This window comes from Streptomyces bluensis, assembly GCF_014650715.1.
GTDB classification, from domain to species: Bacteria; Actinomycetota; Actinomycetes; order Streptomycetales; family Streptomycetaceae; genus Streptomyces; species Streptomyces bluensis.
Genome location: NZ_BMVM01000010.1, coordinates 280,802 through 303,206, shown reverse-complemented (window position 1 = coordinate 303,206; position 22,405 = coordinate 280,802). Strand labels below are relative to the sequence as shown.

The 22,405-nt window shown below is 69.6% G+C and carries 27 protein-coding genes; 18 read left to right on the top strand and 9 right to left on the bottom strand.

Annotated elements, in window-relative coordinates:
- Positions 1 to 41 precede the first annotated feature (41 nt).
- On the top strand, positions 42 to 392 hold the full coding sequence (locus IE262_RS24830) for a DUF6247 family protein (protein WP_134033129.1): 351 nt from the start codon (positions 42 to 44) through the stop codon (positions 390 to 392).
- 290 nt (positions 393 to 682) lie between these two features.
- The gene (locus IE262_RS24825) at positions 683 to 1,321 is read left to right on the top strand and encodes a DinB family protein (protein WP_134033135.1); all 639 of its coding nucleotides are present in this window, start codon (positions 683 to 685) and stop codon (positions 1,319 to 1,321) included.
- 23 nt (positions 1,322 to 1,344) lie between these two features.
- On the opposite strand, the gene IE262_RS24820 is transcribed toward IE262_RS24825, so the two are convergent.
- The 3 genes from IE262_RS24820 to IE262_RS24810 form a co-directional block, all read right to left on the bottom strand.
- Positions 1,345 to 2,811, bottom strand: coding sequence for a sensor histidine kinase (locus IE262_RS24820; RefSeq protein WP_134033138.1), 1,467 nt, complete (start codon positions 2,809 to 2,811; stop codon positions 1,345 to 1,347).
- Positions 2,808 to 3,542, bottom strand: coding sequence for a response regulator transcription factor (locus tag IE262_RS24815; RefSeq protein WP_134033141.1), 735 nt, complete (start codon positions 3,540 to 3,542; stop codon positions 2,808 to 2,810). The genes IE262_RS24820 and IE262_RS24815 overlap by 4 nt, the downstream gene beginning before the upstream one ends.
- Positions 3,543 to 3,708: 166 nt before the next feature.
- Positions 3,709 to 4,794 carry a S1C family serine protease gene (locus IE262_RS24810; protein ID WP_189876567.1) on the bottom strand — a complete coding sequence of 362 codons (1,086 nt, stop codon included), beginning with the start codon at positions 4,792 to 4,794 and terminating at the stop codon, positions 3,709 to 3,711.
- A gap of 338 nt (positions 4,795 to 5,132) precedes the next feature.
- Between IE262_RS24810 and IE262_RS24805 the strand changes: the two genes are divergently transcribed.
- Entirely contained in the window at positions 5,133 to 6,935 is a 1,803-nt protein-coding gene (locus IE262_RS24805; protein ID WP_189876565.1) for a trypsin-like serine protease, read from the top strand.
- 110 nt (positions 6,936 to 7,045) lie between these two features.
- Here the strand turns inward: IE262_RS24805 and IE262_RS24800 are convergent, their stop codons facing one another.
- Positions 7,046 to 8,068 (bottom strand): LacI family DNA-binding transcriptional regulator, encoded by a 1,023-nt coding sequence (locus tag IE262_RS24800; protein WP_134033149.1) that lies wholly within the window; start codon positions 8,066 to 8,068, stop codon positions 7,046 to 7,048.
- 110 nt (positions 8,069 to 8,178) lie between these two features.
- A complete protein-coding gene (locus IE262_RS24795) occupies positions 8,179 to 9,009 on the bottom strand; it encodes a winged helix-turn-helix transcriptional regulator (protein ID WP_134033152.1) in 831 nt (276 codons plus the stop codon).
- A gap of 326 nt (positions 9,010 to 9,335) precedes the next feature.
- Here IE262_RS24795 and IE262_RS24790 point away from each other — a divergent pair, with 326 nt between their 5' ends.
- The 3 genes from IE262_RS24790 to IE262_RS24780 are packed head-to-tail and all read left to right on the top strand — an operon-like array spanning position 9,336 to position 11,748.
- On the top strand, positions 9,336 to 10,232 hold the full coding sequence (locus IE262_RS24790) for an alpha/beta hydrolase family protein (RefSeq protein WP_189876563.1): 897 nt from the start codon (positions 9,336 to 9,338) through the stop codon (positions 10,230 to 10,232).
- 33 nt (positions 10,233 to 10,265) lie between these two features.
- Positions 10,266 to 10,520: a MoaD/ThiS family protein gene (locus IE262_RS24785; RefSeq protein WP_134033158.1), complete on the top strand. Its 255-nt coding sequence runs from the start codon at positions 10,266 to 10,268 to the stop codon at positions 10,518 to 10,520.
- A gap of 7 nt (positions 10,521 to 10,527) precedes the next feature.
- Positions 10,528 to 11,748 carry a hypothetical protein gene (locus IE262_RS24780; protein WP_189876561.1) on the top strand — a complete coding sequence of 407 codons (1,221 nt, stop codon included), beginning with the start codon at positions 10,528 to 10,530 and terminating at the stop codon, positions 11,746 to 11,748.
- A gap of 33 nt (positions 11,749 to 11,781) precedes the next feature.
- Here IE262_RS24780 and IE262_RS24775 read toward each other — a convergent pair whose 3' ends face one another.
- On the bottom strand, positions 11,782 to 12,102 hold the full coding sequence (locus IE262_RS24775) for a GYD domain-containing protein (RefSeq protein ID WP_189876559.1): 321 nt from the start codon (positions 12,100 to 12,102) through the stop codon (positions 11,782 to 11,784).
- A gap of 284 nt (positions 12,103 to 12,386) precedes the next feature.
- On the opposite strand from IE262_RS24775, the gene IE262_RS24770 reads away from it, so the two are divergent.
- The 6 genes from IE262_RS24770 to IE262_RS24750 all read left to right on the top strand — a co-directional run bounded on the left by IE262_RS24770 (position 12,387) and on the right by IE262_RS24750 (position 15,592).
- Positions 12,387 to 13,121, top strand: a complete 735-nt coding sequence (locus IE262_RS24770; RefSeq protein ID WP_189876557.1) for an LmeA family phospholipid-binding protein — start codon at positions 12,387 to 12,389, stop codon at positions 13,119 to 13,121.
- A 240-nt stretch (positions 13,122 to 13,361) separates the two neighbouring features.
- The gene (locus IE262_RS40580; RefSeq protein WP_350962106.1) at positions 13,362 to 13,442 is read left to right on the top strand and encodes a putative leader peptide; all 81 of its coding nucleotides are present in this window, start codon (positions 13,362 to 13,364) and stop codon (positions 13,440 to 13,442) included.
- A gap of 165 nt (positions 13,443 to 13,607) precedes the next feature.
- Positions 13,608 to 14,453, top strand: coding sequence for a sulfurtransferase (locus tag IE262_RS24765; RefSeq protein WP_134033170.1), 846 nt, complete (start codon positions 13,608 to 13,610; stop codon positions 14,451 to 14,453).
- 96 nt (positions 14,454 to 14,549) lie between these two features.
- Positions 14,550 to 14,837: a DUF1416 domain-containing protein gene (locus tag IE262_RS24760; protein ID WP_093780197.1), complete on the top strand. Its 288-nt coding sequence runs from the start codon at positions 14,550 to 14,552 to the stop codon at positions 14,835 to 14,837.
- Between the two features lie 101 nt (positions 14,838 to 14,938).
- A complete protein-coding gene (locus IE262_RS24755; RefSeq protein WP_134033176.1) occupies positions 14,939 to 15,196 on the top strand; it encodes a DUF3099 domain-containing protein in 258 nt (85 codons plus the stop codon).
- Between the two features lie 12 nt (positions 15,197 to 15,208).
- Positions 15,209 to 15,592: a VOC family protein gene (locus IE262_RS24750; RefSeq protein WP_189876555.1), complete on the top strand. Its 384-nt coding sequence runs from the start codon at positions 15,209 to 15,211 to the stop codon at positions 15,590 to 15,592.
- Positions 15,593 to 15,602: 10 nt separating this feature from the next.
- Here the strand turns inward: IE262_RS24750 and IE262_RS24745 are convergent, their stop codons facing one another.
- Complete coding sequence (locus IE262_RS24745) at positions 15,603 to 15,965, bottom strand: DsrE family protein (RefSeq protein WP_134033182.1); 363 nt, start codon at positions 15,963 to 15,965, stop codon at positions 15,603 to 15,605.
- Positions 15,966 to 16,217: 252 nt separating this feature from the next.
- Between IE262_RS24745 and IE262_RS24740 the strand changes: the two genes are divergently transcribed.
- Genes IE262_RS24740 through ygfZ form a run of 3 tightly spaced genes read left to right on the top strand, consistent with a single transcriptional unit; the run spans position 16,218 to position 18,251 of the window.
- On the top strand, positions 16,218 to 16,793 hold the full coding sequence (locus IE262_RS24740) for a heme-binding beta-barrel domain-containing protein (protein WP_134033185.1): 576 nt from the start codon (positions 16,218 to 16,220) through the stop codon (positions 16,791 to 16,793).
- Between the two features lie 44 nt (positions 16,794 to 16,837).
- Positions 16,838 to 17,275, top strand: a complete 438-nt coding sequence (locus tag IE262_RS24735; RefSeq protein WP_134033188.1) for a Fur family transcriptional regulator — start codon at positions 16,838 to 16,840, stop codon at positions 17,273 to 17,275.
- Positions 17,276 to 17,285: 10 nt separating this feature from the next.
- Positions 17,286 to 18,251, top strand: a complete 966-nt coding sequence (gene ygfZ, locus IE262_RS24730; protein WP_189876553.1) for a CAF17-like 4Fe-4S cluster assembly/insertion protein YgfZ — start codon at positions 17,286 to 17,288, stop codon at positions 18,249 to 18,251.
- A gap of 36 nt (positions 18,252 to 18,287) precedes the next feature.
- Here the strand turns inward: ygfZ and dtd are convergent, their stop codons facing one another.
- Positions 18,288 to 18,713, bottom strand: a complete 426-nt coding sequence (dtd, locus tag IE262_RS24725) for a D-aminoacyl-tRNA deacylase (RefSeq protein ID WP_189876551.1) — start codon at positions 18,711 to 18,713, stop codon at positions 18,288 to 18,290.
- A 290-nt stretch (positions 18,714 to 19,003) separates the two neighbouring features.
- On the opposite strand from dtd, the gene IE262_RS24720 reads away from it, so the two are divergent.
- Both IE262_RS24720 and IE262_RS24715 read left to right on the top strand, forming a co-directional pair.
- Positions 19,004 to 19,642: an RsiG family protein gene (locus IE262_RS24720; protein WP_134033197.1), complete on the top strand. Its 639-nt coding sequence runs from the start codon at positions 19,004 to 19,006 to the stop codon at positions 19,640 to 19,642.
- Positions 19,643 to 20,189: 547 nt separating this feature from the next.
- On the top strand, positions 20,190 to 21,092 hold the full coding sequence (locus tag IE262_RS24715; protein ID WP_134033199.1) for a winged helix-turn-helix domain-containing protein: 903 nt from the start codon (positions 20,190 to 20,192) through the stop codon (positions 21,090 to 21,092).
- 10 nt (positions 21,093 to 21,102) lie between these two features.
- Here the strand turns inward: IE262_RS24715 and IE262_RS24710 are convergent, their stop codons facing one another.
- Positions 21,103 to 21,291, bottom strand: a complete 189-nt coding sequence (locus tag IE262_RS24710) for a hypothetical protein (protein ID WP_134033202.1) — start codon at positions 21,289 to 21,291, stop codon at positions 21,103 to 21,105.
- A gap of 233 nt (positions 21,292 to 21,524) precedes the next feature.
- On the opposite strand from IE262_RS24710, the gene IE262_RS24705 reads away from it, so the two are divergent.
- On the top strand, positions 21,525 to 22,403 hold the full coding sequence (locus IE262_RS24705; RefSeq protein ID WP_189876549.1) for a GntR family transcriptional regulator: 879 nt from the start codon (positions 21,525 to 21,527) through the stop codon (positions 22,401 to 22,403).
- Positions 22,404 to 22,405: the final 2 nt, after the last annotated feature.

Below are 22,405 nucleotides of genomic sequence, written 5' to 3'. Positions count from 1 at the left end.
TTATGGTCGTAGACACGGCGCGTCGAAGGAGGACATCGATCATGGCTGCCCACGCTGCGGAACCCCAGCCGGTTATCCCTCCCATGCCCGAGCGGACGCCGAAGGCGCTGCGCGAGGCCATCGCCGAGCACACTCCCGAACTTCTCCCGGATTTCGACGCGCACTGGAAGTGGGCGATCGCCGACGCCTACGACCTCGGTCCGGTGCCCGCGTTCATGGCCCGCTGGTGGGGTGAGTACGCCATCGCCCGCGACCCGAAGCTGGACGCGCATGTTCGCGACCTTGAACACCGAGCCGCGTACGAGTGCACCGACACCGCCGAAGCCAAAGCTCTCCTCGAAGAAGCGGCGAAGATTCACTACCGGGTCCGAGAACTGGAGCCCGGCGAGTGACTGATGGGTTCATGGGGCCGCCCTGGCAGGCGGACTGGCGGCTCGATGCTCTCGCCACCTTCGAGTCACTGCCCGACCACGCTCGTGAGATGGTCCTCGCAGCGCGCGCCGAGCTGGTCACGGCGAAAGACCCGTATTCCTCTGCTTCTTCGACCACGGAAACGGCTGGCTGAAGTACACCTTCGTCCGCCGATCCGAAGATCCCCAGATCGTGATCGAAGAGGTCTTCTGGCACTGAGCTGTGTGAAAAGGGCGGGCGACAAAGATCGCCCGCCCGCCAGACTGACCCCATGACCACCTCGGAAACCGCATCGCAAACCGCCGCACCGGACCCCAAAGCCGACCTCCACCGCTACCTCCAGGAGGCCCGCGACGCCCTGCTCTGGAAGCTGGACGGGCTCTCCGAGTACGACGTCCGCCGGCCGATGACACCGACCGGGACCAATCTCCTGGGCCTGGTCAAGCATGTGGCCAGCGTGGAGCTGGGCTATCTCGGCGAGACCTTCGGACGGCCCTCCGGCGAGCCGATGCCCTGGGTCGACGAGGGGGCCGAGGTCAACGCGGACATGTGGGCCACCGCCGACGAGTCGCGTGAGTACATCGTGGGGCTCTATCGGCGGGCGTGGGCGCACGGCGACGCGACCATCGACGCGCTGGCGCTCGACACGATCGGCACGGTGCCGTGGTGGCCGAGCGAGCGCAACCAGGTGACGCTGCACCACGCCGTGGTGCGGGTGATCGCGGAGACGCACCGGCACGCCGGGCACGCCGACATCGTCCGGGAACTCATCGACGGCGCCGCGGGGGAGAAACAGGGCAACAACAGCATCCCGTCCGAGGATCTGGAGTGGTGGGAGAGCTACCGGAGCCGACTGGAGCGCGTGGCCAGGCAGGCATCCGCCCAGGACGCCCAGGACGCCCAGGAGTAGCTAAGGAGTAGCCCAGGAGTCGCTCAGGGCAGTTCGGGTGGCGGCGTGGGCGCCCCCGGCAGCCGTACGGTCGCCAGGGTGCCGCCGCCCTCCGCACTGGTCAGGGTCACCTCTCCGCCGGACTGCCGCACCGTGCGGGCCACGATCGACAGGCCCAGGCCCGAACCCGGCAGCGCCCGCGCGCTCTGGGAGCGCCAGAAGCGGTCGAAGACGTGGGGGAGTTCGTCGGCGGGGATGCCGGGGCCGTGGTCGCGGACCGTCAGGACGCCGGCCGCCAGGGCCACCTCGATCGTGCCGCCCTCGGGGCTGAACTTCACCGCGTTGTCGAGGATGTTGACGATCGCCCGCTCCAGGGCCGCCGGTTCGGAGCGTACGTACCAGGGGTCGAGGGCCGCCGTGATCGTCAGCTCCGGGCCGCGCAGGCGGGCGCGCCGCAGCGCCGACTCCACGGTTTCCTGGAAGTCCACCACCTGGACGCGGTCGCCGTGCTGGGCGTTGTCCGAGCGGGACAGTTCCTGAAGGTCGCCGATCAGGGAGGCCAGTTCCGTCATCTGCGCCTTGACCGAGGCGAGCAGTGCCTTGCGGTCCGCCGCGGGGATCGGGCGGCCCGTCTCCTCGCTGCGGCTGAGGAGTTCGATGTTCGTGCGCAAGGACGTGAGCGGGGTGCGGAGTTCGTGGCCCGCGTCCGCGATGAGCTGTTGTTGCAGTTCGTGGGAGTCGGCCAGGGCGCTCGTCATCGAGTTGAACGAGCGGGACAGGCGCGCGATCTCGTCCTCGGCATCGTCCTCCACGGGGATACGGATCGTCAGGTCCTCGGTGCGGGCGATGTGCTCGGCGGCGTCGGTGAGTCTGTCGACCGGGCGCAGGGCGGCGCGGGCCCCGAACAGGCCCATGGCTCCGGCGCCCACGACGCCGACGCCGGAGACGACAAGGAGCAGGAGGGCGAGGTCGTTGAGGGTTTTCTGGGTGTCCTGGAGAGGGATGGCGATCGTGAACGCGGCCCCCTGGAACAGCTGTGACTCGCCGCCGAAGCCCTCGGTGACACGCAGCGGCACGGTCAGCACGCGCACGGCGTTGCCGTTGGAGTCCGTGCCGTTGCGGAGGATGCCCTTGCCGTCCGCCGCGTGCTTGACCACGTCGACGTCGCTGGGGGTGACCTTCACCATGCCCTCGGACGACACGGAGACACAGGCCGTGCCGTCCGCCTTGACCAGTTGGACGTAGAAGGTGTCGCGCCCGCGCACGCCGGTGTACGTCCCCGACGGCTCCTGGACGCAGTTGTTGAGGACGCCCGCCACCTCGCTGGCCACCTGCGGCCGGTCCGCGGCCTTCTCCAGATCGCTGTTCACCTCGTCGTACAGCTTCTCCTGCACCACGAACCAGCAGCTCATCGAGACCGCCGCCACCGCGAACGCCACCGCCGCCGCGACCAGCAGCGACAGCCGCGCCCTCAGCGGGAGCGACCGGTACCGGCGTACGACGTTCCTCACTCCACCCCACCCGACCGCAGCACATAACCCACCCCGCGCACCGTGTGCACGAGGCGGGGCTCGCCGCCCGCCTCCGTCTTGCGGCGGAGGTACATGACGTACACGTCCAGGGAGTTCGAGGTCGGCTCGAAGTCGAAGCCCCAGACCGCCTTCAGGATCTGCTCACGGGTGAGCACCTGGCGCGGGTGCGCCATGAACATCTCCAGCAGCGTGAACTCCGTACGGGTCAGCTCGACGGCCCGCCCCCCGCGGGTGACCTCACGGGTGGCGAGGTTCATCCGCAGGTCCGCGAAGGTGAGTGTCTCGTCCTGCTGGGCCGCGGCGGCCACCGCGGCCGCGTACGAGTTGCGGCGCAGCAGCGCACGGATGCGGGCGAACAGCTCGTCCAGCTCGAACGGCTTGACCAGGTAGTCGTCGGCCCCGGCGTCGAGCCCGGTGACACGGTCGCCGACCGTGTCGCGGGCCGTCAGCATCAGGATGGGGGTCGTGTCGCCCGCGCCGCGGATACGGCGGGCGGCGGTGAGCCCGTCCATCCGGGGCATCTGGATGTCCAGGACGACCAGGTCGGGCCGGTACGCGGTCGCCTTCTCCAGGGCGTCGGCGCCGTCCACGGCCGTCTCGGTCTCGTACCCCTCGAAGGCCATGCTGCGCTGGAGTGCTTCGCGCACGGCCGGCTCGTCGTCGACGATCAGGATGCGCTGGGGTTCACGGTCGCCTTCGGCGGGGCTCATGGTGTGTCGTTCCTCGGGTGCGCGGGGACGGGTGACCTGTCGGTCCTGTCGGGCGCCTTCAGCCTCGCACGTTTCGGGGGCCTGGCGGGGTGACGGCCGTGTCCGAGGCAGATCAGGGCAGATCAGAGGCAGATCAGGGGCGGCTCAGAGGCACATCCGGGGCGGCTCAGCTGCCGGAGCCGCCGGCCCGCAGCGTGCTCAGGTCGGCCTTCACCGTGTTGATCGGGATGGCGAAGCCGAGGCCGACGCTGCCCGCGTCGGAGGAGGACTGGGCCGCCGAGTACATCGCCGAGTTGATGCCGATGATGTCGCCGTTCATGTCGATCAGCGCGCCGCCGGAATTGCCCGGGTTCAGTGAGGCGTCGGTCTGTATCGCCTTGTACGTCGTCGTGGACGAGCCGGTGTCGCCGTTGAACTGCTGCCCGCCGAACTCGAACGGCCAGTCGCCGCCACCGCCCGGACCACCCTGCTGCTGTTGCTGCTGCCCGCCGCCCGTGGCGACCGTGACGTCCCGGTTGAGCGCGGAGACGATGCCGCTGGTGACCGTGCCGGACAGCCCCTCCGGGGAGCCGATCGCGACGACCTCGTCGCCGACCTTGACGTTGCCGGAGTCGCCCAGCGTGGCCGCCTTCAGACCGGAGGCGTTCACGAGCTTGATCAGCGCGAGGTCCTTCTTGCTGTCGGTGCCGACGACCCGGGCCGTGTACGTCTTGCCGGTGCTGGTCGTCACCTTGACCGAGGAGGCGTCGGCGACGACGTGGTTGTTGGTGATGATCTCGCCACCCTTGGTGATGATCACGCCCGAACCGGTCGACTCACCGGCGTTCGAGCTCGCGCTGACCTCCACGATGCTCGGGCTCACCGCCTTGGCGACCCCGGCCACCGTGCCCTTCTGGCTGGCGGGCACGACACTCGTGGCGCTCGTGGCGCTGGTGGAGGCCGCGGTGTCGTTGCCGGTCAGCGTCTGGATGCCGTACGCGGTGCCGCCGCCGATCGCTGCCGCGACGATCGCCACGGCCGCGAGGAGGGCCATCGGACCGCGGGCGCGCTTCCCGGCGTTCGACGGCGCCTGGGGCTGGTACGGGGGCGGGGGCGGCCATTCCGGGTGCGCCGCTTGTGCCGATTGCGCCGGGTTCACCGGGTTCACCGGGTTCACCGGGGAGGCGGAGGCTTGCTGCTCGGGGTACGCGGGCTGGTGTCCGTGACCCTGGGGGTTCTCGTACTCGCCGCTGCGGCGGAAGCTCTCGGTCATGACTCCCAGATTGCGCCGCGTCCATGAGAGGTGCCTGAGTACCGGCTGAGAAGCCCGACAGAAGCGCGTATGCCCGATGTAAGGCCGGGTGGGAAGGGAAACGGAAGGTTGCCGTGAGGTGAGTTCCCTGAAGGTGTCGGGCGAACTCTTGTTTGGATGCTGTGACACCGGCGCGCACAGGGACATTTGGTGCCTATGATCGTCCGCGCCGGAGGGGGGCTCCGCGGTTTCGCCATCTGTGTACGTCATGGCCATGTCATGCACGCCGCAGGGTTGGCCTGCGCGTTGTCTGGCCCTTCTCGGGCCCCATACGACATCTCGCACCCCAGGAGCCCTGAGTGATACGTGCCCCGCGCGGCCGTCACAGACGTGCAGTCACGGCGCTGCCCGCGGCCGCCCTCGCGCTGGCGCTGAGCTGCGCCGGCGCACTCGCGACGCCCGCGAGCGCGGCCGACGGACCCGCCACCCTTCCCGACCCGGGCACCGCCCGGCAGCAGAGCGCCGCCCCGAAGCCCACCGCCTCCGACGCCGAACTGCGCGAACGAGCCGCAGAGGCGGCCAAGGCGGAAGCGGCCAAGGAAGAAGCGTCCAAGCCGGAAGCGGCGAACGACTCCACGGACTCTCCTGAGTCCTCCGAGCAGCAGTCCCCGTTCATCATCGGCGGCACCGAGACGACGATCTCCAGCGCCCCGTGGATGGTCCAGCTCTACTACTCCGACGAGGCCGGCCAGAGCTACTTCTGCGGTGGCACGCTCGTCGCCCCCAACAAGGTCCTCACCGCCGCCCACTGCGTGGCCGGCCTGGACTGGCAGAAGTACGGTGCCGTCGTCTCGGGAACCGCCGATCTTCTCGACGGCTCCACGGGCACCGTCGCCGGGGTATGGCGCCAGTGGAGCCACCCGAAGTACGACGAGTCGACCATCAAGAACGACGTCGCCGTCCTCACCCTGGACCGCCCCCTGGAGCAGGCCGGACTGCGCCTGGCGGCCTCCGACGACAGCTCGCTCTACACCCCCGGCACCACCGGCACGGTGTACGGCTGGGGCCTGACCTCCGGCGGCGCGGACGCCGAGCTGTCCCCCAAGCTCCGCAAGGCGAGCCTCAAGGTCGTCGCGGACTCGACCTGCGACACCGCCATGCGGAACGTGCTCGGCGAGGACGTCTTCGCCGAGGGCTCGATGACCTGTGCGGGCACCCCGGCCACCGGCGGCGACGCGGGCACCGTCAGCCCCTGCAACGGTGACTCCGGCGGCCCGCTGGTCGTGGGCGGCAAGATCATCGGCATCGTCTCCTGGGGGGTCCAGGGCTGCACCGCCGAGGGCGCCTACCCCGTCTTCACCAAGGTCTCCTCGTACACCTGGGCGGCCCAGCCGCGCATCGACGACACCGACCTGAGCTACGACGGCCGCGCCGACCTGCTGGCCCGCACGCCGTCGGGCAACCTGTTCCAGCAGGACAGCAAGGGCACGTCGCTCGCGACCCGCGCGTACCAGGGCAACGGCTGGGAGTACGCCAGCTGGGCCATGCAGGCCGACCTGGACCGCGACTTCTACCAGGACCTGATCATCCGCGACAAGACGGACGGCAAGCTGTACCGCAGCTACATGAACCACTCCAGCTGGGCGTGGGAGTGGATGCAGATCAGCTCCGTCTGGGGCGGCTACAAGTCGTACGCCATCCCCGGCGACCTGACCGGTGACGCCCGCCCCGACCTCGTCGCCCTGGACGCGGACGGCTCGGTCTACCTCTACCCGGGCAAGGGCAACGGCCAGTTCAACAGCAAGATCAAGGTCGTCTCCGGTGCCTGGAAGGGCATGAAGCTGATGGGTCGCGGTGACCTGTCCGGCGACGGCAAGGCGGACCTGCTGGTCCGCTACCCGGACGGCACCCTGTACCTCTACCGCGGCACGGGCAAGGCCTCGGCCCCCTGGTCGGGCCGCATCAAGGCCCGCACCGGCTGGAACTTCACGTCCTACGTCACCAACGGCGACGTGACCGGCGACGGCATCGCCGACGTCATGGCCCGTGACTCGGGCGGCACGCTGTGGCTCTACCGGGGCACGAACAAGGCGTCCAGCGACCTGTTCGCGTCGAGGATCAGCCTGGGCACGGGCTTCAACCAGTACAACCTGTTGTTCTGAGCCCACCGGGAGGGCCGTTGGAGCCCACCCGGAAAGGCCGGTGGCCCCCGCATCCCCTTCGGGACGCGGGGGCCACCGGCCTTTCCGGGACGCCTGCAACCTCTACGGCACTACCCACACCCGCAGGACCGCCGCACAACCAACCGCGACGGAAACAGCTTCACCCGCTCACGACGCGACCCGGCCACCCGAAGCCCGTCGTCCAGCACGAGATCGACTGCCGCACGTGCCATTCCCGTACGATCCGACGCCACGGTCGTCATCGGCGGATCGGTCAGCCCCGCTTCCTTCACGTCGTCGTACCCGACCACCGCCAGCTCCCCGGGCACATCGATCCGCAGCTCCCGCGCGGCCCGCAGCACACCGATCGCCTGGTCATCGGTGGAACAGAAGATCGCGGGCGGCCGACGGGGCCCGGACAGCAGCTCCAGAGCGACCTCGTACGCGTCGTAGCGGTTGTACGGCGCCTCGAACAGGCGCCCCTCCGTGGAGATCCCGGCGTCGCCCATCGCGCGCCGCCACCCCTCGACGTGGTCGGAGACGGGGTCACCGACCAGCGGCGTCTCCGCGATGCCGCCCATACAGGCCACGTACTCGTTCCCGTGCTCCAGCAGGTGCCGCACGGCCTCCTGCGCGCCCCCGATGTCGTCGGTCACGACCGCGACGTCGTCGATCGCCTCGGGCCGCTCGTGCAGCAGCACCACCCGCGCGTCCCACGCCTCGATCTCGGCCGCGGCGTTGTCGCTGAGCGCGTGGCTGACGAGGACCAGCCCGGAGACCCGCATCCCGAGGAAAGCCCGCAGATAGTGGACCTCGCGCTCGGCGATGTAGTCGGAGTTGCCGACGAGGACCATCTTGCCGCGCTCGGCGGCCGCCTGTTCGACGGCGTGCGCCATCTCGCCGAAGAACGGCTGGCGCGCGTCCGGCACGATCAGGCCTATGAGCTCCGTCCGCCGCGACGCCATGGCCTGGGCGACCCGGTCGGGCCGGTACCCCAGTTCCTTGATCGCGGCGAGGACACGCTCGCGCGTGGCCGGGGCGACCGGCCGGGGTCCGTTGTTGATGACATAGCTGACGACGGCGGTGGAAGTCCCCGCCAACCGCGCCACGTCATCCCTAGTCACCTTCGCCACGCGCGGAGTCTACGCGGATTGCAATGCGCTGGGCAGGGCGTACCGGCCCCAACCTGGCGCCAACCTGCGCGCGGCGACCGCGTACGCCCCAGTACCCCCCCACGCCAGTGCTATGCGTCCGCGGCCACTTCGGCGGTGTCCACCGCGTTCAGGCGGGCCGTCTCGTCCGCATCCTCCGCCTTTGGCCGGGCCACCGCGGTGTTCGACGGGGCCTTCGACGCGGCCTTCGACTCGTCCGAGCCCCGGTCCGCCCTTTCCGTCCTCTCCGGCCTTTCCGGAGTAACGAATCGATAACCGACGTTCCGGACGGTCCCGATCAGCGACTCGTGCTCCGGTCCGAGCTTCGCGCGCAGCCGTCGTACGTGGACGTCGACGGTCCGCGTGCCGCCGAAGTAGTCGTAGCCCCAGACCTCCTGGAGCAGCTGTGCGCGCGTGAAGACGCGGCCGGGGTGCTGGGCGAGGTACTTCAGGAGCTCGAACTCCTTGAAGGTCAGGTCGAGGACGCGTCCCTTGAGCTTGGCGCTGTAGGTCGCCTCATCCACCGACAGGTCGCCGTTGCGGATCTCCATGGGGGAGTCGTCGCTGACGATCTGCTGGCGGCCCATGGCGAGCCGCAGCCGCGCCTCGACCTCCGCCGGACCGGCGGTGTCGAGCAGCACGTCGTCGATGCCCCAGTCGGCGGTGACGGCAGCGAGGCCGCCCTCGGTGACGACGAGGATGAGGGGACAACCGGGCCCGGTGGAACGCAGCAGCTGGCACAGGCTGCGGACCTGCGGGAGGTCCCGGCGGCCGTCGATGAGGATGACGTCGGCGCCGGGGGTGTCGACGAGGGCGGGGCCTTCCGCAGGAGCCACTCGCACGTTGTGCAGGAGCAGACCGAGAGCGGGAAGCACCTCCGTCGACGGCTGGAGGGCGTTGGTCAGGAGCAGCAGAGAGCTCATCGCGCCCCACCTGCCCAGGTCGTCGTCTTCGGATCGTGCACGGATCGCTCGCCCATAACGTCTGGTTCCTCCTCGGTCCCTGCGAGGACGTTTACGGCACTGCCTGGTACTGCTGGGTACTGCCCGGTACGTGCTCGGTACATGTTCGGTGCGGTGCGAATCCCCGGCCCTCGGGGCCCGCGTATGCGATCGACGCCCCGTACACCTGCGGTTTCCCGCGTCGTATACAACGCTTCCGAAAGCACAAAAGGACCCGGGGGCTACGCTGCCCGAGTCCTCTGCCCAGCAGAATAGCCCACAAGAGCACTGGTCCGGCAGGTCATGTGATGCGATCCCTCTCCTTCCCGAACTCTGAGACGGCCTCCCGCGCCCCTGTCCGGAGGTTTCTGCGCACGCTCGACGGCGTGCCGATCGATTCCGTGTACGAGCCGGCAGCCCTCGTGTACGACGCCGGGAGGCCACCTTCCCGTGACCTGGTGTTCGTCGTCGCCCATGGCTTCACGGGCGATCTGGAGCGCCCGCACGTACGCCGGGTGGCGCGCGTCCTCGCCCGGTACGGAGCCGTGGTGACCTTCTCCTTCCGTGGTCACGGGGGATCGGGCGGGCGCTCCACGCTCGGTGACCGCGAGGTGCTCGACCTGGCGGCGGCGGTCGCCTGGGCACGGGAACTCGGGCACACGCGCGTGGCCACCGTCGGCTTCTCGATGGGGGGCTCGGTGGTCCTGCGGCACGCGGCGCTGCACGGCCCCGCGGCGCACGAGGGGCGCACGGGGGCACATGTGGTCGCGGCACATACGGACGTGGTTGTCTCGGTGAGTGCGCCCGCCCGCTGGTACTACCGGGGCACGGCTCCCATGCGGCGGCTGCACTGGCTGGTCACCCGGCCCCTGGGCCGCGCGGTCGGCCGCTACGGCCTGCGCACCCGTATCCATCACCGCGAATGGGACCCGGTGCCCTCGTCCCCCGTGGAGTCGGTCCCCCTGATCGCCCCGACGCCTCTCCTCATCGTCCACGGCGACCGTGACGGCTACTTCCCGGTGGACCATCCGCGGATGCTGGCCGCGGCGGCCGGCGACCACGGCGAACTCTGGCTGGAGCCGGGGATGGGCCACGCGGAACACGCGGCGGACGACGGGCTGCTGAGGCGGATCGGCGCATGGGCGGCGGCCGCCGCAGCCGAGGGCTCCGGCGGCATCCACACCCGGGACCTCCCGATAGCCTGACCGTGTTCACCACACAACCGATCGAGGGACGAGATGGCAAAGGGCACGGTGCGCTACTGGGCAGCCGCCAAGGCCGCCGCGGGCGTCGCCGAGGAGCCGTACGACGCGGTCACGCTCGCCGAGGCACTGGACGCGGTCCGCGAGCGACACCCCGGCGAACTCGTCCGCGTCCTGCGGCGATGCTCGTTCCTCATCGACGGTGACCCCGTGGGCACCCGCGGACATGAGACGGTACGGCTGGCCGAGGGCGGCACGGTCGAGGTGCTCCCGCCGTTCGCAGGAGGGTGACGCGATCATGAGCAACCAGCCGTACGGCGCCCCGTACGAGGGCTACGACCCGTATCAGCAGCAGCCGGGTCAGCAGGGGCAAGCAGGCCAGCAGCAGCCGGGGTACCAGCCGCAGCCGGGGTACCAGCAGCCCGACTGGCAGGGCCACGACGAGACGCAGGCCGCCCACGCCCAGCAGTACACCCAGCAGTGGGAGGGCCAGACCTGGGAGACCCAGGTACACATGCCGACCGCCCAGGCGGACGTGACGGAGACGGCGTACATGTCGCCGGGCCACCAGCAGTACAGCCCTCAGCAGCCCTCGCCCGCGTCATACGCGCCCCAGCAGCCCTCGGCCTCGTCCCCGCCCTCGTCATACGCAGCCCAGCAGCCCCCGTCCCCTGACGGAACCGCCGCGCCGGCTCCCGCGCAGCCCTCCTCCGCTCCGGAAGAACCCGGCTACGGCCCTCCCACCCTCACCGGCAACGCCCGTGTGACCGACGCCCAGCGCGCCCGCGCCGAGGGCCGGTCGCCGATCATCGAGCCCGGTGCGCAGCCCGCGCTGATCACTGCCGTGCTGGGCGCGCTGCTCGCGGGGGCGGCGGTGGTCGGCCAGTACGCCCTCGTCGTGCCCCTGGTGATCCTCCAGGCGGTGACCGCGGCCGGCTGGTTCCGGCTGAACGGCATGTGGCCCGCCCGGCAGGGCATCGCGCTGGCCTTCGCGGGCGCCGTGACGGCGGACGTGGTGCTGCTGGCGGCGGGCCGGGAGAACGCACCCGCCGCGATCCTCGGCACGCTCGGCGTCTGGGTGCTGCTGGCCCTGGTCCTCCAGCTGCGCAGCCACGCCGACCCGGACGAGCGCATGTACGGCCTGATGGCCACGGTCGCGTCGGCCGCGCTGTCGATCATCGCCGCCGGGCACCTCGCGGCCGCGCCGGACGCGGTGTCCGTGGGCGCGGGCGCGGTGGCCGTGGCGATCGTGGTCCGTGCGCTGCCCCTGCCCACGGTGGTCTCCGTGACGGCCGCCCTCCTGGCGGGCGCGGGCGCCGGCCTCGTGCTCGGCGGCATGACGGGGGTCGGCACTCCGGGCGCCTACCTCGGCCTCGGGGCCGCCGTCTGCGCCCTGATCGGTCACCGCGTCGCCGGCTACGACTACCCGTCCCGGTTCGTCCACATGACGGCGGGCGTGGCCCTGCCCCTGGCGGCCGCGGCCCCCGCGGTGTACCTGCTGGGGCGGGCGCTGGGGTAGGGCAGGGGGAGCGGGCCCACGCGTCCGACCGCTTCACTTGCCGGGGGCGCGGAAGCTCACCTTCCGGCGGGAGGCCTCGTCGATCTCGTCGAGGGTGAGTAGAGGGGTGGCCCGGGTGTGGAGGGCACCGCTGGCCTTGACGGTGAGGCTGACGGCGGCCATGGAGACCGGGTCGGGGAAGTCGACGATGAGCACGAGGTCGTCCTCTCCGAAGGCGAAGTACATGGCCTCGACCTTCCCGCCGAGGCCGGTGACGATCTGCTCGACGGCGGCGCGGCGGCCACTCGCGCCCTCGCTGAGCAGCCCCTTCGTGCCCTCGGTCGTGTAGGTGGACTGAATGAGGAACTTCGGCATGGGACGGCTCCCTGCTCACTGATCACTGACATCGACTGTCCGGTACGGAGAATGGGCTTCCCGCTCTCCCCTGGGGCGCCGTCCCCGAACGGTCGGATTCACCCGTTGGAAGCTGATCCTCCTTCCGCTGATCGCGGCCACTTGATCAACAAGCCCGCAAACCGTTCACCGACCGAGCCGTGTCCGGATTACGCTCGCACCCGACGGCCACCCAGGCCGTCGACGACCGCGGACGACCGACGACCGACGACCGCCGAGTGGAAAACGTGGGGGAACACCGAGACATGCGCGCACTGCGAATACTGCTCATCGTCGCCGTGGTCCTGGGCGGCCTGTTCGTGATCGCCGACCGGGTCGCGGTCAACTTCGCCGAGGACCAGGCCGCGCAGAAGCTGCGGACCACCGAGGGCCTGACCACCGACCCGGCCGTGTCCATCAAGGGCTTCCCCTTCCTCACCCAGGTCGCGGGCGGCGAACTGGACGACGTCGAGGTCGGCATCAAGGACTACGAGGCCGCCACGGGCAGCGGCACCGAGAAGATCCGTATCGCGGACCTGAAGGCCGACATGCGCGGCGTCGTCTTCTCCGGCGACTACAGCTCCGCCACCGCGCGGAGCGCCACGGGCACCGCCACCATCCCGTACGACGAGCTCCTCAGGGCCGCGAAGTCCGAGCCCACCGATGTGACCCCCGGTGTCTCCGCCCAGGTCGTCGGCCTCTCCGCCGGTGGCGGCGGCAAGATCAAGGTCGAGGTCGAGGCCACCGTCCTCGGTAACAAGCTGCCCGAGCCGGTCTCCGTGCTCAGCACGGTCAGCGTCAAGGGCGACACCGTGGAGGTACGCGCGGACTCCATCCCCAACCTCGGCGTCGACCTCGCCGAGAACACACTCCGCTCGATCACCGACTTCCAGCAGAAGATCAACGACCTCCCCGGCGGCATCAAGCTCGACAAGGTGGAGGGCGGTAACGATGGTGTGGAGATCACGGTGAAGGGTTCGGACGTGAGGCTGGCGGGGTAGCACGGTCCATCAGACGCCCCGTACAGCTCGCAAGCCCTCGGCCTTCTGGTCTGCCTGTCCGAAAGGCGAGACGCTGTCGTCCGTACAGCAGATGTGAGCAGATGCGACGGTGGCCAAGCCGGTTCTGAATCCCGGCGCCATCCGCCGCTGCGGCCCATCCGTCTCGCATCCCGGACGATCGCATCTCACTATGTGAAGCACCGGTGACACGCCCGCCCGTCCGTCCTTACGATCGCAGTCATGAAGCGACAGGCGGACCTCACGAAGCGGCGGGCAGTAGACCTGTGCCGCGTCGCCGCCATGCTCTGTCGCGCTGTCTGACCGGGAGCGCAGCCTCCCGGTTTTTCCCGGCCCCCGACCTGACCCAGGGCCATCCGTGCGCCGCACAGGCCGACCGGTTCCCTGGCCTGCATGGCCGGGCCGAGCGCCCGCACCGGAAATCTCCACGCACAAGTCCCGCCGCAACTGCCCCGGAGGAGAAAGAGCATGAGCCGCAGCGACGTCCTGGTCGACGCCGACTGGGTCCAGGACCACCTGGACGACCCGACGATTGCCATCGTCGAGGTCGACGAGGACACGTCCGCGTACGAGAAGAACCACATCAAGAACGCCATCCGGATCGACTGGACCCAGGACCTCCAGGACCCGGTGCGCCGTGACTTCATCGACCAGGAGGGCTTCGAGAAGCTCCTGTCGGAGAAGGGCATCGCCAACGACACCACGGTGATCCTCTACGGCGGCAACAACAACTGGTTCGCCTCGTACGCCTACTGGTACTTCAAGCTGTACGGCCACGAGAACGTCAAGCTCCTCGACGGCGGCCGCAAGAAGTGGGAGCTGGACGCCCGCGAGCTGGTCGACGGCTCCGAGGTGCCCGAGCGCGCGAAGACCGAGTACAAGGCCAAGCCGCAGGACACCTCGATCCGCGCCTTCCGTGACGACGTGGTCGCCGCGATCGGTGCGCAGAACCTGGTCGACGTCCGCTCGCCCGACGAGTTCTCGGGCAAGCTGCTCGCTCCGGCGCACCTGCCGCAGGAGCAGTCGCAGCGTCCGGGGCACGTCCCGACCGCCCGCAACATCCCGTGGTCCAAGAACGCCAACGACGACGGCACCTTCAAGTCGGACGACGAGCTCAAGGAGCTCTACGCCGAGGAGAGCGTGGACCTGGCCAAGGACACCATCGCGTACTGCCGGATCGGCGAGCGCTCCGCGCTCACCTGGTTCGTGCTGCACGAGCTGCTCGGTGTGGAGAACGTCAAGAACTACGACGGCTCCTGGACCGAGTACGGCTCCCTCGTCGGCGTGCCGATCGAGCTCGGCGCCAACAAGTAGGCAGCCCGCCAGCAGGCACCCCGCCAGCAGGCGATCCGCCAGTAAGCAATCCGACCACCCGACCGAACCCTCTGGTCAGAACCTCTGGAGAAACACATGTGTGGAGCGAAGGCCGGCGGGCCGGACGCCTCGACGATCAAGCCCGGTGAGACCACCATCCAGGGCCAGGTGACCCGCGACGGCGAGCCGGTGGTCGGCTACGTCCGTCTCCTGGACTCGACGGGCGAGTTCACCGCCGAGGTGCCCACCTCGGCCACCGGACAGTTCCGGTTCTACGCGGCCGAGGGCACCTGGACCGTGCGCGCCCTCGTCCCCGGCGGCACCGCCGACCGTACGGTGGTCGCCCAGACGGGCGGCCTGGCAGAGGTCGCGATCGCCGTCTGACGCCACCCACGGTCCACGACCGAAGGGCCGCGCCCCACGGGTTCGACACCCGGGGCGCGGCCCTTGCCCGTTCTCCGGCCCTCCAGACCTACCCTGGACGTATGTACGCACGGCGGCGTCGCCTCTACTTCGCCATGATGGGGACGTGTGTGGTGCTCTTCGTCCTGGCCTGGGGTGTCGTGCGGCTCTGGTCGGTTCCGGCGGCGGTGGGCATGTGCGTGGTGGCGATGCTGATCCCGCCGGTGGCCGCGATGGTCGCCAACCGGCGCGGGCCCGACGACCGCTGGTGGGACGACCCCTCCGGCGACCCGCAGTCCGACGAGTGGTGGGACGAGCTGGACGGGAAGAAGCGCCGGTAGTACCAAGGGCCCATGCCACGCGCGAAGGTGTCCACCGTTGTGCTCGATGCGCACGACGCGCATGAGCTGGCCGACTTCTACGTACGGTTGCTGGGGTACGAGGTGCGGGCGGACGAGCCGCACTGGGTGCTCGTCGGGCCGCCGGGCGGTGACGGTGTCTCGCTCGCCTTCGAGACCGAGCCCAAGTACGTCCGCCCCGTCTGGCCGTCCAGGAACCCCGGCGACCAGCAGATGATGCTGCACCTGGACATCGAGGTCGACGACCTGGAGGGCGAGACGGCGCGGGCGGTCGCCGAGGGTGCCGTACTCGCCGATCACCAGCCCCAGGACGACGTACGGGTGCTGTTCGATCCGGCCGGACACCCCTTCTGCCTGTGGGTGCGGACCGAGGGGTGAGCCGCCCGTCTCAGTAGACGAGCGCCTGTGTCCCGTCCGCCATCGCCTCCTGGACGAAGACCTGGGCGCCCGCGATACGCACGCCCTCGATGACGTCCGTCTCCGTGATGTCGCGGCGGGCAGCGCACTGGGTGCACAGGGTGAGGCTGCCCCCCGCCAGGACCGAGTCGATCAGGTCGGGGAGCGGGGCGGCGTGCGGGAGCTCGAACTCGGCGGCACGGCCCGGCAGCGCGAACCAGGAGGACTCGCCGGTCAGCCACAGGGAGACATCGACACCGCTGGCCACGGCCACCGCCGCGACGGTGAACGCCTGCGAGCAGCGCTCGGGGGCGTCCGCCCCGGCCGTCACCTTGATCACGAGCTTCTTCGCCATGCCCGCATGGTAGTTCCGGCGCCGGCTCCCGCGCTGAGCCGTACCTGACGCGAAGGGGCCGATCCCGGCCGCGTAAGCTGGGGGGCGGCTCTGTATGTACCGCCCTCTCCGCTCAATCGAGGAGCACCCCGTGGAGATCTTCTTCGAAGCCCTGCTGGTCCTGGTCTGCGTCGGCGTCCTCGCCTTCGCCGGGCTGACCGTGAAGAAGCTGTACCAGGGCCAGCGCTGACCCACGTCCAGGAACTTTCTCCCATGATCGAGATTCCGTCCGACCTGCACAAGGACCTCGTCCCGCTCGCCTTCCTGCTCGGCAACTGGGCCGGCGCGGGCGTGCACGACTTCCCCGGCTCGGAGAAGTGCAACTTCGGCCAGGAGGTCACCTTCACCCACGACGGCCGGGACTTCCTGGAGTACCGCTCCCACACCTGGGTGCTGGACCAGGAGGGCAACAAGGTCCGGCCACTGGAGTCGGAGTCCGGCTTCTGGCGGATCGACGCCGACCGCAAGGTCGAGGTGACAATGGTTCGCCACGACGGTGTCGTCGAGGTCTGGTACGGCGAACTGGCCGACAAGAAGCCGCAGATCGACCTGGTCACGGACGCGGTCGCGCGCACGGCGGCGTCGGGACCGTACACGGGCGGCAAGCGGCTCTACGGCTACGTCAAGAGCGACCTGATGTGGGTCGGCGAGAAGCAGACCCCCGAGGTCGAGCTGCGCCCCTACATGTCGGCGCACCTGAAGAAGGTCGTCACCCCGGAGGAGGTCGAGCGCTGGGCCAAGGCCCTGCCGGACGACCTTCCGGACGACGGGATCGCCTTCTTCAAGTAGGAGACACCAGTTGGACACGCTCGCGTCGTCCTAGACTTTCCGGTGTGGTGAGCACCGACTGGAAGAGCGACCTCAGGCAGCGCGGCTACCGGCTGACGCCGCAGCGTCAGCTTGTCCTCGAAGCAGTGGACACCCTGGAGCACGCGACCCCCGACGACATCCTCGCGGAAGTGAGGAAGACGGCGTCGGGGGTCAACATTTCCACCGTGTACCGGACCCTGGAGCTCCTGGAGGAGCTGGGGCTGGTCTCGCACGCCCACCTCGGTCACGGCGCCCCGACGTACCACCTGGCCGACCGGCACCACCACATCCACCTCGTGTGCCGCGACTGCACGACCGTCATCGAGGCCGATGTCGAGGTGGCCGCCGACTTCACGGCCAAGCTGCGTGAGACCTTCGGCTTCGACACGGACATGAAGCACTTCGCGATCTTCGGCCGGTGCGAGCGATGTTCCCTGAAGGGTTCAACTACCACGTCGTAGGCTGGTCCGTATGAAGAGTCCCCTGCTGTCCCTGCCCGGCGCCGTCCCCGCCGAGGGCGTGGACGAAGGCGTAGCCGCCCACTACGGCGACCTGTTCCGCGAGCAGCGGGCCCTCGCCGACGGCACCGGATTCGTGGACCTCTCCCACCGGGGGGTCCTGACCGTCTCCGGTGAGGACCGGCTGAGCTGGCTGCACCTGCTGCTCACCCAGCACGTCAGCGACCTCCCGCCGCACCAGGCCACCGAGGCGCTCGTCCTCTCCGCGCACGGCCACATCGAGCACGCGCTGTACCTGGTGGACGACGGCGAGACGGTCTGGGCGCACGTCGAGCCCGGCACGCAGGACGCGCTGATCGCGTACCTGGAGTCGATGAAGTTCTTCTACCGGGTCGATGTCGCCGACCGCACCGGTGACGTCGCGGTCGTGCACCTGCCGGCCGGTTCGATCACCGAGGCGCCGGAGGGCGTCGTCGTCCGCGAGACACCGTACGGCCGCGACCTCTTCCTGCCGCGTACGGACCTGGAGTCGTACGCCGAGAAGGCCGGCCCGGCGGCCGGGCTGCTCGCCTACGAGGCCCTGCGCGTCGAGGCGCACCGCCCGCGGCTCGGCTTCGAGACCGACCACCGGACCATCCCGCACGAACTGGGCCTGATCGGCACCGCGGTCCACCTCCAGAAGGGCTGCTACCGGGGCCAGGAGACGGTCGCCCGCGTCCAGAACCTGGGCAAGCCGCCGCGCCGCCTCGTCTTCCTCCACCTGGACGGCAGCGAGGTCCACCTGCCGCCGCACGGCACGGAGATCCGCCTGGCGGACGACGGTCCCGACGGCCGGAAGATCGGCTTCGTGACCACGTCCGTACGCCACCACGAGCTGGGCCCGGTGGCGCTGGCGCTGGTCAAGCGGAACGTGCCGACGGACGCGCCGTTGATGGCCGACACGACGGCGGCGGCCCAGGAGGTCGTGGTCGAGCCCTGAGGCTCACGTCTTCGGAGTCTTCAGCAGCGGGGCCGCTCACATCTCCAGCAGCACGGTGAACGGGCCGTCGTTCGTCAGGGACACCCGCATCCGGGCGCCGAAGCGGCCCGTGGCCACCGTCGCGCCCAGCGCACGCAGCTGGGCCACGACCTCGTCGACGAGGGGCTCGGCGACCTCGCCGGGGGCGGCCGCGTTCCAGGTGGGGCGGCGGCCCTTGCGGGCGTCGCCGTACAGCGTGAACTGGCTGATGACCAGCAGCGGAGCGTCGATGTCGCTGCACGACTTCTCGTCGTGCAGCATCCGGATCGACCACAGCTTGCGGGCGAGCTGGGCGGCCTTCTCCTTGGTGTCGTCGTGCGTGACTCCGACGAGGACGCACAACCCCTCGCCCTCGATCGCGCCGACCGTCTCCCCGCCCACGACGACGCTCGCGCCGTCCACCCTCTGTACCACCGCACGCATGGGGACCATGATGCCGTGCGATGACGCGTCACTCGTATGGAGGTACTGACGGCGCCAGGGGAGGGGGCCTGGACGCGGCCCCGGCAGGCTCGTCCTCACCGTACGGCCGAAGCGGTGACTCGGGCGATCATCGTTAATGATCCTTTTGATTCTTAACCCCGCATCCGGGGCAGATCAGGGGCAGATCAGGGTCACTCGGTCACATAGCGGCTACTTCGGGTGGCACGATGCCTGGTGTTGCGGTGCGTGCGTGGGGTGCACCGCGCCGGCTGAGGGGACGGTTGAGACGCATGAGCACTTCGGGTACGAACACCAGTACGGGGCAGCCGTCGGCGGAATGGACGGAGTGGGTGGAGCGGGTGGTCGGGGGCGCTCACCGCCCGCCCGTGCAGCGTACGAACAGCACACCGGTGGCGCCCGATCAGTCCAGCCGGGATCTGACCCTGCTCCGGCTGTCCGACCTGCGGGCCCTGCGCCGGGAGGCCCAGCGGGACGAGGCCGACCTCAGCTATGTACGGCGGCTGCTCCAGGGCCGCATCGACATTCTGCGGGCCGAGCTGGCAGGGCGGGGCGGGGCCGCGGAGGGGGACGGGGCGGCGGCGCCCGTCGGCGTGGTCGACCGGCTCCCGGAGATCCTCACGGACGCGCCCGCCCGGCACCGCTCCTCGGCCCGCCATGTGACGCTGGGCACCCCACAGGGTGAGGAATACCGGGCCCTGGCCTCCGACATGCTCGCCGAGGTGGAGCTGTCCGACCTTCAGGCCCGCACGGACGACGAGCTCGGCGCGGGCCTGCGCCGTCTCGTCCGCTACGAGCAGCAGATCTCCCGCCGCCGCCAGCAGCTCCAGCGCACGGCCGACGGTTGCAGTGCGGAGATCGCCCGCAGGTACCGCGACGGGGAAGCCCAGGTGTCCGACCTGCTCCGGTGAGGGACAGGGCGGAAGGGGAGACACATGAGGGCGCCGAACTCACCATCGAAGGTGGCGAGTTGGGCGCCCTGCTGCGTACGGCCGAGTACGTCCAGGCACGCGTGGTGCCCGGACCTCCCGTGAGTGGTGCTCCTTCCGTGCTGATGTGCGGGTGGTGCAGTTGGTTCTGGTTCTGCTGTGGTGCTGAATTGCGTATCCGTAGCTATGCAGTTGTGATGGCTCCCCATATGAAGTTGTGACGGTGCTCTTCAGTTGTGACTGTGCTGTTCAACTGTGGCTGTGCTCTTCGGTTATGGCTGTACGCGGCCGGCCGAGCTCCCGGCTCCCCTCCGGAAGGGAGTCCGGCCCTGTGTTGCTGATCGCTCACCTGTCGACGGAGTCACCCTCAGCGATCCGTGGTCACCTGTGGGTGACCAACCCCCGTTAAGTTTGACCATGTTGCTCAAGTTGGCGACCAACTCAACGTTACTTATCTCCGTTTGGGGTCGTCTCATAACCACCTTCTCATGAACTGCCCAAAGATGGCGCGAAGTTGTAATGTTCGGTCGTGGACGGGGAACATGCCGCAGTCAATGGGCGGAAGAGGTCACATCCGCCACAGAGGTCACATCACGAGGTGGCCGACGCGTTGCGCAGCCGGATCAGGTCCGGCGAACTGAGGCCGGGCCAGCGCATGCCCACTCAGGCCCAGCTGGCCGACGAGTTCGGCGTGGAGCGGGGTGCCGTACGCCAGGCGCTGCGCATCCTGCAGTCGGAGCAGCTGCTCACCAACGTTTCCAAGGGCAGCCCTGCCACCGTGGCTCCGATCCCGGGGAAGGTGCCCACTGGTCCCGAGGTCCCGCCCCAGCCCACGATGGTGGCGCTCGCCCCACGTATTTCGGCCGCCTTCACCGCCCGGCACGTCGAGATCGACGCACTGTGCCTGACAGCGGTCTCGCTGACCCTCGCTCTGGGGGAGCCGTTGCGCGAGATTCACGCGGGGCGCATCAAACCGGACAGGATCGACGTCCGCGTCCTGCTGCCCAGCCGTGACATCGACCTCGCCTTCCCGGCCCCGGTGAACCCCTCGTCCGACGGCCGGCTGCAACGCCGCTGGCTCGCCCAGCGCAACGCACAGGGCCAGGTCCTGCGGCACAACCTGCAAGCGCTCCGCTCCACGCACGGCATCGACGTGCACGTTTCCTTCCGCGCGCTTCCCTTCACCCCGCCGGTGAAGCTGTACCTGCTGAACGGCTCGGAGGCGCTCTTCGCCTACTACACCGTCCAGCGCCGGGAGCAGGAGGTGGACAGTGAACAGCTGGAGACGTACGACGCCGAGGGCACCCGGTCGATGCTGTTCGCCTTCGAGCAGGGGGCCGGCCTACGGGACACGACCTTCGTGGAACAGTCGCACCTGTGGTTCGACGCCCTGTGGGAGACGATCAGTTCGGAGCTGCTGCTCACGAACTGACCGGCGCTGCTCACAGGGCCGGTCCGGCGACCATCAGGGCCAGGACGACGGCCCCGATGGAGCTGCACAGGGGGCTCTTGGCCTTGAGTCCGATGGTGAGGAGCAGCAGGCCGACGATACCCATGGGGCCGTAGCGCCACTGGACGAACTGCTCGAAACCGGCGACGAGGACTGCGGAGAGGAGGGCGAGGACGGGCATGGGTGTTCCTCCTTCGGGGCGTTTCGGTGGAGCGGGTGCGGAACCGAGTGACGCGGGGCGTCATGTGCACACGTGCTGAGGGCGACTACGTGCCAAAGGTTTGCGAAAGGAGGCAGAACCTCCGCCCAAGTCCATCAAGTTGGCAACCAACTTCGACTAAGTTATGCCCACTTGGTCGTCATCTACAAACAACTCAAAAACAACTCCCCAAAGATGGACGGAAGTTGTACGTTTTGGCCGTGACCCAGGAGAACGTTGCAGTGAACGGCAGCAGAAGGCTCTCACCGCAGGAGATCGCCGATGTCCTGCGCGACCGCATACGCGCCGGAGATCTCAAGGCCGGCGACCGCCTGCCGACCCAGGCCGAGCTCGCCGAGGAGTTCGGCGTGGAACGCGGCACGGTCCGCCAGGCGCTGCGCGTGCTCCACAACGACGGTCTGCTCAGCAACGTGAGCAAGGGCAGCCCGCCCCGCGTCGCCGAACCGGCCCCGACCCACGACCAGCCCCAGCCGACGATGGTGGGCCTCGCGCCACGGCTGGCGGAGGCGTTCTCTACCCCTCACGTCCGTATCGACGCGGCGTGCCTCACGGCGGAGACCCTGATGCTGGCCCTGGGCGAGCCCGTCCGCCTGGTCCACGAGGGCCGCGTCCGCCCCGAGTCCATCGACGTCCGCATCCTGCTGCCGTCCCGGGACATCAACCTGGCCTTCCCGATCTCCGTCACGGAACACGGCGACGCCGACCCGGTCCACACACGCTGGCTGGCCCAGCGCAACGCCCAGGGTCACGTCCTGCGCCACAACCTCCGCTCACTGCGCTCCTCGCACGGCATCGACGTACGCGTCACGTTCCGGGCGCTCCCCTTCACGCCGCCGATGAAGCTGTACCTCATCAACGAGTCGGAGGCGTTGATGGCGTACTACATGATCACCCGCCGTGAGGAGCCGTCGGACACGGGCACCCTGGACATGTACGACGTCCTGGGCACGGAGTCGCTGCTCTTCTCCTTCGAGAAGCGCGCCGGCCGGCGGGACTCGGCGTTCGTGGACGAGTCGCAGAGGTGGTTCAACGCCCTCTGGGAAACCATCACCACGGACCTGACACTCTCCTAGTG